The organism is Roseibium marinum (assembly GCF_002906165.1).
In the GTDB taxonomy this organism is placed as follows: domain Bacteria; phylum Pseudomonadota; class Alphaproteobacteria; order Rhizobiales; family Stappiaceae; genus Roseibium; species Roseibium marinum.
Genome location: NZ_PPCN01000003.1, coordinates 1 through 16,102, shown reverse-complemented (window position 1 = coordinate 16,102; position 16,102 = coordinate 1). Strand labels below are relative to the sequence as shown.

The window sequence follows — 16,102 nt, the reverse complement described above, 5'->3', positions numbered from 1 at the left end:
GTCTATTCCTCACCCAGGTGGTCGTCAGTCGTGAATGCGTTCAAAGGCTTTGTCGAGAGGTCGTCCGGCGGATCGACAGGCAATGTCAGCAAGAACGATGCCCCGCACCCTTTCGGTACGTCCTCGAGCCTCAAATCGCCACCGTGATTTTGCGCAATCGAGCGGGAAATGGCCAATCCAAGCCCGACACCTTTTTCTTTCACACCGGTGAAGGCCCGAAACAGGGTATCGACAAGTTCTTCCGGCACTCCTGGACCGTTGTCCTTCACGCGAAACTCGATCCAGTCCTCGTTCCTGCCGACCGACAAGATCACTTTTCTTTCCGGCAGGTCCGCAACCGCCTCGCGCGCGTTGCGCAGAAGGTTGATGAGAATCTGGCGGATCTGCACGGGATCGGCCTGAAGCGGCGGCAAGCCGGGCTCAAAGTCGGCGTGAAGAAAGGACGGTCCTTCCCCACTGCCCAACTCGGCCATTTCCAGACAATTTCCGGCCAGTTCCGTCACATCTATCTTTTGGCGCTCAGGCGCTTTTTTCTCGACGAGTTGACGCATGCGCTGGATGATTTCGCTCGCCCGCTCGGCTTCCCGGACGGCTTTGCCGATCACTTCGAGGAGAAAGGGATCAAGGGAGTTGTCGGCCTTGGCCTTGCGCGACACCGATTGCAGATAAAGAAGCACGGCCGTCAGTGGCTGATTGAGCTCGTGGGCGATAGCCGCCCCCATTTCGTCAAGAGCGCTGATCCGGGTCATGTGGAGCAACTGTGCCTGCGCCCTGGCAAGCCTGTCTTCAATCTGCTTGCGGGACCGCAAGTCGCGCAAGATACCGATAAACTGACGCCCTACGGGCGTGCACGCTTCACCGACGGAAAGCTCAATCGGAAAAACCGTTCCGTCCTTGTGGCGTCCCTGCACTTCCCGGCCGATGCCGATGATCTTCTTTTCGCCCGTGTCGAGATAGTTGGTCAGATATTGATCGTGCGCGGCCGCATATTCGGCCGGCATGATCCGGTTGACATTGCGTCCAAGCAGATCCGCCGCCTCGTAGCCGAACAGGCTTTCACAGGCCTTGTTGAAGGCAAGGACCTGGCCGCGGTCGTTGATCACCACAATGCCGTCCGCGGCGGTATCGAACACACTTGTCAGGCGCGCATCCGATTCGCCCGCGGTCTCCTCATCGTGATCAATAACGCTGTCGCGCGGCATCCGGTCACCCTGGTGGCAGTCGCATCCAGCCAAGGTTTAAGGGGTTTCACGTATACCAGCAACCCACCAAACTTCTAAAACTCTGGCAACCAAGCGCTTATTCGTCTCACAGCTTCCTCAAGATGATCTTCGCGCCGGGCAAAGCAAAGCCGCAGATAGTGTTCGCCGCCCGCACCGAATGCCGTACCCGGCGCGAGGCCGACCCCGGTCCGGCGCACCAGATCGAGAGCGAAACGGCGCGTGTCGGTAACACCATCGATTGAAAAGAAAAGGTAAAACGCACCGTCCGGCGGCAGAACCTTCACCCGGTTCAGGCCTTGCAGGCCGTTGATCACACACTCCCGCCCCTTTGCGGCGCGCGCCACCTGCTCGCCAAGGAAATCTCTCCCCTCGGTCAGTGCGGCCACCGCGCCCCACTGGGAAAAGGACGGCACGCCGGAAGTCGAATACTGGATCAGGTTTTCAATCACCTGTCCGAGAACGGCGGGGGCGGAAATCCAGCCCACCCGCCAGCCGGTCATCGCCCAGTTCTTGGACAGGGAATTGACGAAGATGATCTGATCCTCCTCATCGGCGATGTCGTAGAATGACGGTGCCCGCCGGCCTTCGCCGTAGTAGAAGAACGCGTATATCTCGTCCGCGATGATCCACAGGCCATGCCTGCGGGAAAGGTCCAGGAATTCTTTCAGCAGGGCTTCGTCCGCGACCCAACCGGTCGGATTGCATGGGGAATTGAGGAAAAGCGCCGTGGTGCGGGGTGTGATCGCCGCCTCGACGTCTTCAATACGCAGCCTCCAGCCGTCGTCCTCCTCACGCATGGGCACGGAAACCGCGCGGGCTCCGCGCAGTTCGACAGCGGCGGAAATATTCGGCCAGGCCGGCGTCGGCACGATGACTTCGCTGCCCGCGCCCGCGACAGCCTGGACGGCAAGCTGAATGGACTGCATGCCCGATCCCGTCACGAAGAACCGCTCCGGCGAGAAGGCTTTGCCGTAGGCATCGCGGTGATACGCGGCCAACGCCTCGCGCAACGGCGGGATGCCACGCTGATAGGTGTAGAAGGTTTCTCCGCGCTCAAGAGAATCGCTCGCCGCCTTGCGGATGAATTCCGGTGTGGGAAGGTCTCCTTCCCCCGCCCAGAGAGGGATCAGGTCGTCCCTGCCCCAGCCCGCATTGAAAACTTCGACAATTCCGCTTTCCGGAGCATTTCTGGCTTCCGGGCTGAGGCGATCAATCAGACTGGTCAACTGGCTGGAGCCTTTCTGGTTACAACACACAATTTCCGGCGCCGACCGAAAACAAAGACGGGGTCAAGGCAGCCAGGACAGGACAAGGCCTTGCCGGTCACCGCAAGCCGGGCTCCGGCAAACCATACCCGGTTTGCCGCGCGATGATTTATCAAAGGATGTGAAGAAGACATCAACGGCGGTGATCAATCCAGTGTCTTCACGACGGTGGATTGTGGCCGCGCCAGGTTCTCTCTTGTTCGCAAGGTGGATAGACAGAACGCAAAAGCTATGATCGGATCGTGAAAGCCTCCGGCCAGGAGACCATGCGCCGGAAGCGACAAGCGCGCCCGAAAGAGGCGCGCAGTACATACCAACCCGGTCGGGAGGACGGGACACCGTATCAGTATGCACGGATGGATCGTGATATTGGCCGCGACGGCCTACATCCTGCTGCTGTTCGCCATCGCAAGCTATGGCGACCGCATGCCGCGCCGCTATTCGTCAAGAACCGGCGGCCGGCCGTTCATCTACGCCCTTTCGCTTTCCGTCTATTGCACGTCCTGGACCTTTTTCGGCTCGGTCGGCAACGCCAGCCGCAACGGCGCGGAATTTCTGACAATCTATATCGGCCCGCTGATCGTCTTTGCGCTCGGTTACCCGTTGCTCAAACGGATCATCCAGATCTCCAAGGCCGAGAGCATCACCTCGATCGCGGACTTCATCGGCTCCAGGTATGGCAAAAGCCAGTCGGTCGCGGCGGTGGCGACCCTGATCGCCGTGATCGGCGTGATCCCCTATATCGCCCTTCAGCTCAAGGCGGTCTCCCTGTCGATCACCACAATGATCGGGCCGCTGATTTCTCCCAGCGACATATTCACTCCGGTCTTCGACGACATCACGCTGCTGATCGCGCTCGGCATGGCGATCTTCAGCTGGGCATTCGGCACCCGACACATCGACGCGACGGAGCACCAGGAAGGCCTGATGCTGGCGATCGCCGCCGAAGCCGTCGTCAAGCTGATTGCCTTTCTGGCGGTCGGCATCTGGGTCACCTTTGCCCTGTTCGACGGCCCCGTTCATCTGTTCCGGGCCATAGCCGAAGCGCCGGAAGTCGCAGCCATATTCGAAAAGCCGCCCAATCCCGGCAACTGGCTGGTGATGACGGTCCTCTCGTCCTTCGCGGTCCTGCTGCTGCCGCGCCAGTTTCACGTCACGGTGACGGAAAACAATTCCGAAGCCGAGCTGCGCCGCGCCGTGTGGATGTTCCCCGTCTATCTGGTGCTGATCAACCTGTTCGTGATCCCGATCGCTGCCGCCGGCCTGTTGCGCTTCGGCCAGGACGTGAACCCGGACACCTTCGTGCTGGCCCTGCCGATCGACGCCAAGCAGCAATGGGTAGCCCTGTTCGCCTTCATCGGCGGCCTTTCAGCGGCAACCGCCATGGTGATCGTGGCGACAGTTGCCCTGGCCATCATGATTTCCAACGACATCGTCGTTCCGCTGCTGCTGCGGCGGCACGGCGAGGAGGAGATCATCCGTTCCGGCGGCAAGGACATGAGCAGCCAGCTTCTCACGATCCGGCGTCTGGCGATTTTCGCGATCCTGCTGTTGGCCTATGCCTATTACAAGGCGGCCGGCGATACCGCGGCCCTGGTCTCCATCGGACTGTTGTCCTTCGCGGCGATCGCGCAATTCGCGCCCGCCTTTGTCGGCGCCCTGTTCTGGCGCCGGGCGACATCCCTCGGCGCAATCGCCGGGCTCAGCGGCGGATTTCTCTTTTGGGCCTATACCCTGTTGCTGCCGACCTTCGCTCAAAGCGGCCTGATTTCGGACGGTTTTCTGCAAACCGGCCCGTTCGGCATCAGCATGTTGAACCCTCAGTCCCTTCTCGGACTTGAGCTGGACCCGTTCATACACGGAACGCTGTGGAGCCTGTTCATCAACATCGTTCTGTTTATCGGCGCCTCGTTCTTGAGAAAACCGCTTCCGGCCGAAACCCTTCAGGCGAATATCTTCGTTCCGGCTGAGCTTACGCCCTCCCCCAACCTGCGCTATTGGCGGACATCCGTCACAGCCGGCGATCTGCAGGCCACCGTTGCCCGTTATCTCGGCGAGGAACGGACCGAGCGGTCTTTTCAGCGGTTCGCCAGCGAAAGGGGAATCCAGCTCGACCCCAACATGCTGGCCGACGCCAATCTTCTGCGCTTTTCCGAACAGCTTCTGGCGAGCGCGATCGGCGCGGCGTCTTCGCGTCTGGTGCTGACCCTGATGCTGAAGCGGCACGATCCCTCGACCAAAGGGGCGGTCAAACTGCTCGACGATGCCTCCATCGCCATCCAGTACAACCGGGACCTTCTTCAGACCGCGCTCAACCAGGTCCGGCAGGGCATCGGTGTTTTCGACCAGGATCTGCGGCTGATCTGCTGGAACCGCCAGTTCCGCGACCTGCTCGGTCTGCCCGCCGAATACGGCCAGGTCGGCACCACTCTCGACGCGATCCTGCGCTTCAACGCGGAACGCGGCGAGCACGGACCGGGCCCGGTGGAGGCGATTGTCGCGGACCGGCTCGAAAAACTCGTCATAATCCAGGAGACGTTCCAGGAGAAACTGACCTCAAGCGGGTCCGTGTTTGAAGTGAGGATCAGCCCGATGCCCGATGGCGGCATCGTGACGACCTATACCGACATCACGGAACGGGTCATGGCCGAGGAAGCTCTAGCCCGTGCGAACGAGACACTGGAACGGCGGGTGCGGGAGCGGACCGAAGAGCTTACCCATGTCAATGAACGCCTGGTCGAAGCCACCAGGGCCGCGGAAGAAGCCAACATCGGCAAGACGCGCTTCCTGGCCGCGGCCGGTCACGACATCCTGCAGCCGCTGAATGCCGCCCGCCTTTATGCGTCCGTTCTGGTCGACAAGCTCAGGGACGGAGACGATGGCAGCCTGGCGAGCAACGTTGAATCGGCGCTGGAATCGGTCGAGGACATTCTGGGGGCCGTGCTCGATATCTCGCGCCTGGATACCGGTGCTCTGAAACCGGAGCCGACGGTGTTCCGCCTCGATGAACTCTTCCGCGGCCTGACCCTGGATTTCCGGCCCGTTGCAGAGGAAAAAGGCCTGGACCTGAGGATCGTGCCGACTTCCCTGTCCGTGCGGACGGACCGGCGGCTTTTGCGCCGCCTGCTCCAGAATCTGGTGTCCAACGCGCTGAAATATACCCAGCAGGGCAAGATCCTGGTCGGTTGCCACAGGCGAGGCAATCACGTGCTTGTCGAGATCCACGACACGGGGATAGGTATCCCCAAGAGCAAGCAGAAAGCCATTTTCCAGGAATTCCACCGCCTGGATGACGGGATGCGGGTGGCAAAGGGGCTGGGGCTCGGCCTGTCCATCGTCGAACGGATCAGCCATGTTCTGGACCACCCGGTCAAACTGCGCTCCGAAGCCAATCGGGGCTCATGCTTTTCTGTAGAACTGCCGCGCTCGGCCGCCATGCCGGATCTGGTTCCGGTCCAGCAGACACCCGCCCTTGTGGGCCATCTGGACGGTCTGGTCGTGGTCGCGATCGATAACGAACCCGACATCCTGAGCGGTATGCAGCATTTGCTGTCCAGCTGGAAATGCCGCGTCATCGCCGCCGCCGACGATATCGAGGCCGCTGCGCTTCTGAACCAGGCCGGACTGGGGCCGGATGTCATCCTGGCCGATTATCATCTGGACAACGGAACCGGAATCGAGGCGATCTTGAAGCTGCGATGGAAATTCGGCGCCCAGATCCCGGCCCTTCTGATAACCGCGGATCGCAGCCGGTCGGTCCGCACCGAAGCCGGCGAAAAGGACATCACGTTCTTCAACAAGCCGGTCAAGCCCGCCGCCTTGCGGGCTCACCTGGCCCGTTTTCAGGCGGGGCATGCGGCGGAGTAGACAGCGTCGCGGCAGGCTGTGGGCTCAAGACGCGGAGATTTCGGCTTGTACCTAAACAAGATGCTCCAACATTTTAAATTCGATCGACTTTCAGATCCTCAATCGAATCCGGTTGGAGGTCTGTCGATCGAGATGCCGGCGGATTGCGGGGAGCTGTGCTCGGTGTGCGGTCTTCCCAATCCTCTTTTTTGATCTGTGTGATCTTGACGGGACTGGCCTCCGGTTTACCGAAATAATATCCCTGCATGGTGTCGCAGCCGAGCGTGCGCAGGGCATCGACCTGTAACTGGCGCTCGACGCCTTCCGCGGTCACTTCAAGTCCGAGATTATGCGCAAGGGCGATGACCGCCGAAATGATGGCAAGACCGTCGCTGCGTTCGCCGATCTCGTCCACGAAGGACTTGTCGATCTTGATCTTGTCGAACTTGTACTGCCGCAGATAGGACAGCGAGGAATAGCCCGTGCCGAAGTCATCCAGCGCGATCCGGATACCGTGGCCGCGCAAAGTCTCGAGCTTCCGCGATGCCGAGCCGAAATCCTGAAGGAAAACGGATTCGGTGATTTCCAGAACCAGACGCTCGGGTGGAAATCCCGTCTCCGCCAGGATCGCCATGATGTGCTCGACCAGGTTGGGATCCATGAACTGCACCGATGACAGATTGACCGCAACGCTTTCCAGCTCCGGGCATTGCGCGGCGGCGGCGCAAGCCTTTCTCAAGACCCAATTCCCGAGCGGCAGGATGAGGCCGGTATGTTCAGCAATCGGGATGAAGGTCGCCGGGGGGACTTCGCCCCTCGTGGGATGCAGCCAGCGCACCAGAACCTCGCTGGAGACCACCTTGCCGGAACGGGAATCGACGATCGGCTGAAATTCGACATTCAGCTTGCCGTATTCAAAGGCTTCGCGCAGGTCGGATTCCAGCGCGCGGCGCTCACGCACCTCCCTCTCCATCTCGCACTCGAACGCAAGCGCAAGGCCGCGGCCGCCTTCCTTGGCCTTGTAAAGCGCAATATCCGCCTTGCGCATCAGATCGTCGATTGTGTCATTTGCGTCGCCCAGACGAGCGAAGCCCACCGTCGCGCCGATTGCAAAGTCCCGGCGACCGATCCTGAAGGGCTTGCGCGTCACGTTGACGAGTTCTTCCGCGAACGCGCTGGCTGACTGGTCGCTGACGAACCGGCCAAAGGCGGCGAATTCATCGCCGCCAAAACGCGCCAGCATGGTTCTGCCCTCGCCAAGTTCGGTAAATCGCCTTGCGACCTGCCTGAGCAGTTCATCGCCCGCGGGATGACCGCTGGTGTCGTTGACGACCTTGAAATTGTCCAGATCGATGAGGAACAGGGTCAGTGTGGATTGTTCCGACCGGCCTTGCTCTTCCAGAAGCATTTCCGACTGTTTCAGGAACCAGCTCCTGTTGCCGATACCGGTCAGGGAATCGTGCTCCGCGAGGTGGGAGACGAGCGCGCTCGCCCGGCGGGCCTCTGTGATGTCGGAGGCAACACCCCGGTAACCCGCAAACGAGCCCTTGGCGTCAACGACCGGCCGGGCCGCCAGCGACCACCAGCGTTCCTCACCCTTCACATCGACACCGATGACAATTCCCCGGAACGCTTCCCTCGTACCGATGGCGCTTTCCAGCTCGGCAACCGCCATCCGCGCATCGCTGTCGTTAAGGGAATAGGCCAGATCGACCATGCGAAGGGCACTAAGGTCCTGTCGCGAGCGTCCGCTGGCATGAAGAAACCGACCGGAAACATTCCGCAGGAAGCCCTTGGCGTCCGATTCCCAGATCCAGTCGCTGGCTTTTTCCTCAAACTCGTTGAGCAGAAGGGCAATCAGTTCGCCTCTCTGTTTCAGCTCCGCCTCGGCAAGAAAATGCGAAGCAAACAACCAGCCGGTGGATGTCACACTGCCGATGACGACGAGCGTAAAGCTCACCAGAAGAAAGAACAGCGGCCACATGAAGACATTGCCGTGAATCGCGAGCGTGACCGTTGAAGCAATGAAAAGGATCGCCACCCAGCGAAACGCCGCTTGCGGAACGGTGGCCAGGGCGAAGCCGCCACCGCAAATCATCGCCGTCGTCACGCATGAAGCGATCCACATCCCTGTGGTATCGCCATTCGCGAAAGCGGCAATTGGAACAACCGCCCAAAGGAAACTGAGCATTGTTGCGTGCTGTACGGCTTTTGACAGGCTCCTGCGCGAGGCAAGTTCAATCGGCGCCCGTTTGGCCCTGAGCCATTTGAACGTCGTGACGCAGAGAAGGAAGGCGATGGCGAACAGCCAGATCACAACATAGGAAACCGGCAGGAACCGCAGGAAAATCGGCGCAACGACAGCCGCGTTGATAATGTTCGCAACGACGACAAATGGTGTGAGGCGGGCGATTCCGGCAATCTGCGCGGCGCGGACCCGCCGGGCAAGCAGCTCCTCGACAACCGGGTAGCCGAACGCCAGAAGGAAGGCGCGGGTGGAATCGCGACAGGACGATTCATCGTGCCGGGACAACAGCTGCCAGTCGCGATTCTTTCCGTGGGAACCTGGAGACAGAAATGCCATGCAGACCGTCCGGAGGATCAGTTTCCAATTGGCATTCAGCCCCATTTCATCTCCCAATCGCTACCCGTTAAACTCGCGCGGCACGGCCTCGCGTCCAACGGGATACCGGAATTCCCTGAAATTCCGGTAAAAACGACGATCAGAATCTCGAGGCATTCCAGGAATCTTTTCGCTTTGCCGCAGCTCGCGTTTCACACACGGCAGGCAAGGCGCGACCCGCCCGTCGCGTTCGCGCGCGTCACTTCTCGGGAAAGAGTTTCTGTGAATTTTCGGGGAATTTTCGGGGAATTCTCCGGCGGCCACGGGGGGACCAGGGTTACGCTTCCGCGGCTTCCTGCGTTTCCCCGCCGGGCTGCCATTGTCCGGCCTCGATCTTCGAGGCGGCAATGACCGCCTGGGTCCGGCTTTCCACGCCGAGCTTCTGCAGGATGGCGGAGACATGCGCTTTGACGGTGGCTTCGGAAACCGACAATTCATAGGCGATCTGCTTGTTCAGCAGGCCCTCGGACAACATCATCAGCACGCGCACCTGCTGCGGCGTCAGTGTCGAAAGCCGCTGTACGAGATCGCCGCTGCCGTCATCCGCCGTCAGATCGACGTCGGGTGGAGTCCACATGTTTCCGGACATGACTTCGGAAATCGCCTGACGGATCACCTCAATGCCGTGGGATTTGGGGATGAAACCGGAAGCGCCGAATTCGACCGCCCTGCGGATCGCCTGCGGGTCTTCGTTCGCGGACACGACGACGACCGGAACGCCGGAAAATTGAGCGCGCAGATACATGAGGCCCGAAAACCCGCGCATTCCGGGCATGGTCAAATCCAGGAGGATCAGATCGACATCGCCGTCCTTTTCCAGGCTCGCGGTGACGTCTTCCAAGGCGCCAGCCTCTTCGATGAACGCCTCGGGATATTGCGTTTCGAGCGTTTGGCGCAAGGCGCCACGGAACAGCGGATGATCATCCGCGATGATAAAGCGATAAGATGTCTCCGACACGTTGCTATTCCTCCCTCAACGGTCTTCCTGCCGCTCCACTACCGTGAATTGCCGAGCGCCTCAGCCTCCCTGTGCGCTTCATGGCCACTTGAACGGCGGGATTGAACCCTGGGTCGCGGCATTGTTTAAGTATGTTTGCAACAATGATCGCGCGCAAGTCAAACCATGCTTTTGGTCAAAGGGCTTTATTTCGCCGGATCAGAACACAAGACCTGTCCGGACCATGCTCTCCGCGCCTGTTAAGTATAAATATCAGTATAGCGTATTTTACATCGTAACAACTTAAAGTTTATTTTTAATCTTCCGCAGAAGAATTGACATGGCCCGCCACTTAAAAGGCTTTCAAACACATAATCTTATCCACAATCTGCTTTTCTTGTTGAAAATTAACTCAAAGACGGCAACTAATGAATATGTTCAAAAACGTTCACATAATCAAAATCGCTGAGCTCACGAAATTTTAGTATGACACTTCAGGCAACTTTATTTTCATTCGTAAACCGCTGGGAATGCGACGAAAACGATCACCTAAATGTGCAGTTCTATTTCAGCCGGTTCGAGGAGGCAGATCGTCAGTTCCGGCTGACTTCCGGCCTGAGCGAGACGCTTGTCGGCGCTCGCCGGGTACGCCATGTGCGTTACCATGAAGAACTTCGCACCGGCGATCTGATCACCGTTCATTCCTGCATCGCATTCGACGGGCCCCACATGCTGACGGTTGTGCATGAACTGCGCAACGCGGGCACGGGAGCCCTCGCCGCCACCGCGCTCGACGGCTACGAACCGAGCGCGAATTCCGCAAAGACCCTGCGCCAGAGATTCAAGGATTTCCAGTGCGCGATGATCGCGGAGGCAACGCCCAGAGGCATTCCCACAGGTCCGTCCGGTCTACGCGCTACCCTTGCAGGCCTTACGGCGAAGGGCGCGGAGATCTGTTATCGCGGAACGGTTCTGCCGCGAGACATCGGGATCGACGGCAAGGCGGATGACCGATACGCCCTGTCCTGCTGCACGGATGGTGTCGCCCATGTCTGGCAGCGGACCCCGATGAACCTTGCCTATCTGAACGAAAACGGCTACGGCCGGGTCGCGGTGGAAATGAAGCTGACCTGGGCCACACCGCTGAAAACCGGCGATACCGTGGTGGTTGCGACGGGGTTCACCGGGGTCAACGCGAAAATGTTCACGATGCGCCATCATCTGTTTGAAAGCCGGACAGGCCGTCTGGCTGCGACACTGGACGTCGTGGCGCTGACGATGGACCTCTCGACACGGGCCGCCGTGGATCTGCCCGCCGAGGCGCATCAGAGCATCAGCAAGATGCTGATTGATTAGGGTTCGGACAATAAGGATCGAAGTCTGGAGAGGACGACGGCAGCGTCATCCTCTTCAGTTGCCTTTACCTTCGCCCTCGTCCTCGCCCTGAAAGTCCTTCTGAAGCTCCCGGACCATGCCGAAAAAGCGGCGCATGGCGCTTTCCGTGAATGTCAGAACCTTATCGAGTTCTTCGTCGTCCTTGTCGTGCAATTTCAAAGGCTGGTCCTGGCCTTCGTCCGAGGACTTCGGCCTGTCGAGTGCCGATCCCGGGGGCAGGAGCTTGCCCGAGCCTTTTTTTGTCTCGCCCACGTCACCGGATTCAAGCTCTTCGATACGGACCGCCAGCCGGTCGACCTCTTCGGAAAGCTCGTTTATCTCCGCCAGGTAGGCGTCCTCGGCCAGGGGAACAGGATTGCAGCGCCAGGCGTCGCTCCGCTCGACGCAGACTGAAACGGTGCCGTTCTGCCGATCGACCCTCAGAATTTCGTCACCGACCGCCACGAGCGAATACCGGCCGGGCTGACCGTCGGTCACGGCCAGAGAAGCTTGCGGATCGACCTTGTCCTGGGCGATCGCCGCGGCAGCCAGAAAAGCCAGGACCGGAACGCCTCCCAGAATGGATGCAGACAGGGTTTTACTGAAAGTCATGAACGCCTCGGGGTCTACAATTGCTGGCAGTTCAAGCCTACCAATTCATACTTGCCTGTTGCTTGCCACGATTCCATGGCCAAAGCACGGCTGATCGCGGCATTTTCGGCGATAGCCGCAGGGTGCGCAATCAATTTGCACCGGTAGCGGGCAAAAGGCCTTCCAGAAATTCTATCCTGTCGGCTTCGGAGGGCGGCTTGTCCCATCTCAGTCTCGATATCCTGGGAAAGCGCATGGCCACGCCGGATTTATGACGGCTGGAACGGTTCAGTCCTTCAAAGGCCACCTCCAGCACCAGCCCCTTGTCCGGACCATGCGCGACCTCGCGCACCGGACCGAACCTGTTGACGGTATGATTGCGCACGAAGCGGTCGATTTCGCGAAGCTCGTCGTCGGTGAACCCGAAATAGGCCTTGCCTACAGGGACGAGCTCAGGGCCACCATCAGCTTCCTTCCAGACCCCGAAGGTATAGTCGGAATAAAAGGACGAGCGTTTGCCGTGACCGCGCTGAGCGTACATCAGCACTGCGTCCACCAGATGCGGATCACGCTTCCATTTGTACCACAGGCCCTTGGGACGCCCGGTGACATAGGCTGAATCCCAGCGTTTCAGCATCACCCCTTCCACTGCTTGCGCATTGGCGGCATCGAGATGCGCCCCGGGCTCGGCCCGCGCGGCGGCAATGGCGGTCCACTCCGCCGCGGAAACCATGGGAGACAGGTCGATCCTGGGATCACCGAGCTCCGAAAGAAACATCTCCAGCCGCTGCCTGCGCTCCAAGAAAGGCAGAGCGCGAAGATCCTCACCCCGCAGAAAAAGCAGATCATAGGCCCGGATCGCAGCCGGATACTCCTTGAGGAGTTTCGGCCCCGCCGTCTTGCGGTTGAGCCGCTTCTGAAGGTCGGAGAACGGGCGGACCCTGCCCTCCGACATCACCAGAAGTTCACCGTCAAGGCAGGCCTCGAACGTCAGGGCATCGACAACATCCGGAAAGGCTCGGGAAATATCCTCACCGGTCCGGCTGTACAAACGCCGGACGTTCTCGCCGTAGCCGTTCAGGCCGGCCGATGCCTGGATGCGGATCCCGTCCCATTTCCATTCAACAGCAAAATCGCCTGCTTCAAGAAGATCCTGATCCTTGTTCTCGTGGAGAGGATGAGCGAGCATCACCGGGCGGAAAGGCGCCGGATCGTCGCTGTCGGGTGCGGCGGCCTTCCCTTCGGCCCATGCGAACAGCGCTTCGTAAGGCGGCTCCAGTCCGTGCCAGATCTCCTCCACCTGGGAGACATCAAGGTCCCCAAGGCGGGCTATGGCGGTTTTGGCGAGGCGGGCGGAAACGCCGACGCGCAGACCTCCGGTCACCAGCTTCAGCAGGGCCCAGCGCCCGGTTTCGTCCAGCCGATCCAGCCAGGCGGCCAGCAGGCGCGGCACATCGGTCTTGCCGGCAGTTTCCAGCTGAACGACAACATCGGACAGCGCGAGTTCCGGTTCCCGCACGCCCAGTGCCTCCTCCGCGCTGTTGCCGCCATCAGGCCACATCAGGGCGATGGTCTCGGACAGATCGCCGACAAAGTCGTAGGACATTGCGAAAAGCCGCGCGTCGGTGCGTTCGCCGATCAACGCCCTCAACAGGGCCGGCTTTGCGTGTTTGAAGCTGATGCCGCCGGTCAGCGCCGCCAGGGCATACCCCCTGTCAGGATCGGCTGTCTCCTGGAAATAGCGCACCAGAAGCGCTTCCTTGGCAAGCCGCCGCGGCTCAAGGGAAAGTCTGTCCAATAGTCGGGAAAATGCCTGCATGATGATAGAAAATGCGGGCAAGCCGTGCGAATTCAAGCCTGTCAGGTGGAAAGACCGCTTATTTCCCGGTCAAATTCAATTTGTTTGCGGGATGGACGAGGCAGCTATTTGCCTGTATAAGCCGCGCCCATCCCGTGGCTGATGTAATTTAAGCCCGATCCGGTAGACTGCTGACTGGCATGCAGAAGATCCGGAGCAGTTGAAAGATTCCAATGACTGATATGACGTCTATCGCCCCGGCCCTGTCGGCCGCGCTGGCGAAACGGGGCTATGAAAGCCTCACGCCCGTGCAGGAAAGCGTCCTGAAGGATATTCCGCCGGAAGCCGACCTGCTTGTTTCCGCCCAGACCGGTTCCGGCAAGACCGTTGCCTTCGGCCTGGCGCTCGCCCCCACCCTGCTGGGCGACGAAGAAAAACTCGGCAGGGCGGGCGCTCCCATCGCGCTGGCCATTGCACCCACCCGTGAACTTGCCCTTCAGGTGAAGGAGGAACTGGCCTGGCTTTACGCGGAAGCCGGTGCCGTCACCACATCGTGCGTCGGCGGCATGGATCCGCGGACCGAGCGGCGCGCGCTGGAGCGCGGTGTCCATATTGTCGTCGGCACTCCGGGACGATTGCGCGACCATATCGAGCGCGGCGCGCTGGATCTTTCCGAAATCCGCGCAGTGGTTCTCGACGAAGCCGACGAAATGCTCGACATGGGCTTTCGCGAGGATCTGGAGTTCATCCTCGACGCGGCCCCCCGGGAACGGCGGACCTTGATGTTCTCCGCGACGGTGCCGAAGCAGATTGCCGAACTCGCCAAGCGGTTCCAGAAGGATGCCGTGCGGCTGTCGACGATCAACGCGCGCGAGCAGCACGTCGATATCGACTATGTTGCCCACCCTGTTTCCCCGAATGAGCGCGAGAATGCGCTGATCAACGTGCTGCGCCTGCATGATTCAGACAAGGCAATTGTCTTCTGTTCGACCCGTGAAGGCGTCAGCCGGCTGACCTCGCGTCTCGCCAACCGCGGTTTTTCCATCGTTTCGCTGTCCGGCGAACTCAGCCAGGAGCAGCGCTCCAGCGCGCTGGCCGCGATAAAGGACGGCCGCGCCCGGGTCTGCGTCGCAACCGATGTTGCCGCACGCGGCATTGACCTGCCAAACCTCGATCTCGTCATCCATGCGGATCTGCCGACCGGCAAGTCCGCGCTTCTGCACCGTTCCGGACGTACGGGCCGCGCCGGGCGCAAGGGCACCTGCGTTCTCATGGTTCCCTTCCCGCGCCGCCGCCTGGCGGAACGCGTCCTGCAAAATGCCGGGATCAAGGCGACCTGGAAAGGCGCGCCGACCGCGGACGACATCCGGGCGAAGGACAAGGAACGGCTCCTGGCCGATCCAGCCCTCAGCGTGGAGCTGGAGGAAGAGGACCGGGCGATTGCCCTTGAGCTGCTGGCGCTGCACAGCCCGGAACAGCTTGCCGCCGCTTTTGTCAAACTGCGCCAGTCCCGCCTGCCGGCCCCCGAGGACGTCGCCGAACTCAACGAAACTTCCCTGAAAGGCCGGGACGCGGGCTCACAAGGCGGCCGCTCGGCCGAAATCACCGGCAAATTCGAGGACGGCGTCTGGTACTCCCTATCGCTCGGCCACCGCCAGCGCGCTGAGCCGCGGTGGATCCTGCCGTTGATCTGCCGGGCGGGCCATGTCACCAAAAAGGAAGTCGGCGCGATCAAGATCTTCCAGAACCAGCTCTATTTCGAGATCGCCGGCAGCCACGGCCAGCGTTTCGCCGAAGTGATCAAACGCGACGGATCCGGTGAGGACAATGTCACCATCACGCTACTGGACGCGCGCGGTGGCAAGATCCCGGCCCCGCCCAAGGAAGACGATGACCGGCGTGGACACGGCGGTCCGCCAAAGCGCCGCTTCAACAAGAGTAACGCTCCGGACTACGAAAAAATGGGCGCGGAGGACACGCTGAAACCGAGCCGTCCGAAACACGGTCCGAAACGGGATTTCACGGCGCCGCGTGGCAAGCCGCGCCGCCGGCCCGACGACAGTGATCCGGTCCCAAATCATCCCGCCTATGAACCGCTCGACATGAACGCCCTTGCCCGTGATCTCGACGGCAACAACAAGGACACGGCCCGCAAGCCCCGCGCGGCGGCAGATGGCGATGGCGAACGCCGCAAGCCGCGCAGCAAGTCGGCCGCCAAACCGGCGGCGGGCAAGAAGAAGGCACCGAAGAAAAACAAGCCTTCCCGCTCCGAGCGCAAGGCCACCAAGGCGAAGACATGACATAAGGCCGGCGGGAAACCCCGCCGGCCTCAGACCGCTGACAAACCCGCCGATTTCGGCGGGTTTGTTTTTTTGATGGTTTTATATCGGGATTTCGGGCGTTTTTTTGTTTCCGGTGTATTGGCCTTGTCGGCCTCAAGCTTGC

9 protein-coding genes are annotated in these 16,102 nt (G+C 60.6%); 3 read left to right on the top strand and 6 right to left on the bottom strand.

The window, feature by feature from the left end:
• Positions 1 to 2 precede the first annotated feature (2 nt).
• Both CLV41_RS09220 and CLV41_RS09215 read right to left on the bottom strand, forming a co-directional pair.
• Positions 3 to 1,202: a two-component system sensor histidine kinase NtrB gene (locus tag CLV41_RS09220; RefSeq protein ID WP_103222050.1), complete on the bottom strand. Its 1,200-nt coding sequence runs from the start codon at positions 1,200 to 1,202 to the stop codon at positions 3 to 5.
• Between the two features lie 74 nt (positions 1,203 to 1,276).
• Positions 1,277 to 2,449: a pyridoxal phosphate-dependent aminotransferase gene (locus CLV41_RS09215; protein WP_103222049.1), complete on the bottom strand. Its 1,173-nt coding sequence runs from the start codon at positions 2,447 to 2,449 to the stop codon at positions 1,277 to 1,279.
• Positions 2,450 to 2,836: 387 nt separating this feature from the next.
• On the opposite strand from CLV41_RS09215, the gene CLV41_RS09210 reads away from it, so the two are divergent.
• Entirely contained in the window at positions 2,837 to 6,355 is a 3,519-nt protein-coding gene (locus CLV41_RS09210; RefSeq protein ID WP_208987406.1) for a PAS domain-containing hybrid sensor histidine kinase/response regulator, read from the top strand.
• Positions 6,356 to 6,428: 73 nt separating this feature from the next.
• Here the strand turns inward: CLV41_RS09210 and CLV41_RS09205 are convergent, their stop codons facing one another.
• A complete protein-coding gene (locus CLV41_RS09205; RefSeq protein ID WP_208987405.1) occupies positions 6,429 to 8,918 on the bottom strand; it encodes a putative bifunctional diguanylate cyclase/phosphodiesterase in 2,490 nt (829 codons plus the stop codon).
• 316 nt (positions 8,919 to 9,234) lie between these two features.
• Positions 9,235 to 9,915, bottom strand: coding sequence for a response regulator (locus CLV41_RS09200; protein WP_103222047.1), 681 nt, complete (start codon positions 9,913 to 9,915; stop codon positions 9,235 to 9,237).
• A gap of 465 nt (positions 9,916 to 10,380) precedes the next feature.
• On the opposite strand from CLV41_RS09200, the gene CLV41_RS09195 reads away from it, so the two are divergent.
• Positions 10,381 to 11,250, top strand: a complete 870-nt coding sequence (locus CLV41_RS09195; RefSeq protein WP_103222046.1) for a thioesterase family protein — start codon at positions 10,381 to 10,383, stop codon at positions 11,248 to 11,250.
• Positions 11,251 to 11,304: 54 nt separating this feature from the next.
• Here the strand turns inward: CLV41_RS09195 and CLV41_RS09190 are convergent, their stop codons facing one another.
• On the bottom strand, positions 11,305 to 11,880 hold the full coding sequence (locus CLV41_RS09190) for a hypothetical protein (protein WP_103222045.1): 576 nt from the start codon (positions 11,878 to 11,880) through the stop codon (positions 11,305 to 11,307).
• Positions 11,881 to 12,010: 130 nt separating this feature from the next.
• Positions 12,011 to 13,678 carry a cisplatin damage response ATP-dependent DNA ligase gene (locus CLV41_RS09185; protein WP_103222341.1) on the bottom strand — a complete coding sequence of 556 codons (1,668 nt, stop codon included), beginning with the start codon at positions 13,676 to 13,678 and terminating at the stop codon, positions 12,011 to 12,013.
• 212 nt (positions 13,679 to 13,890) lie between these two features.
• Here CLV41_RS09185 and CLV41_RS09180 point away from each other — a divergent pair, with 212 nt between their 5' ends.
• Positions 13,891 to 15,957 carry a DEAD/DEAH box helicase gene (locus tag CLV41_RS09180; protein ID WP_103222044.1) on the top strand — a complete coding sequence of 689 codons (2,067 nt, stop codon included), beginning with the start codon at positions 13,891 to 13,893 and terminating at the stop codon, positions 15,955 to 15,957.
• Positions 15,958 to 16,102: the final 145 nt, after the last annotated feature.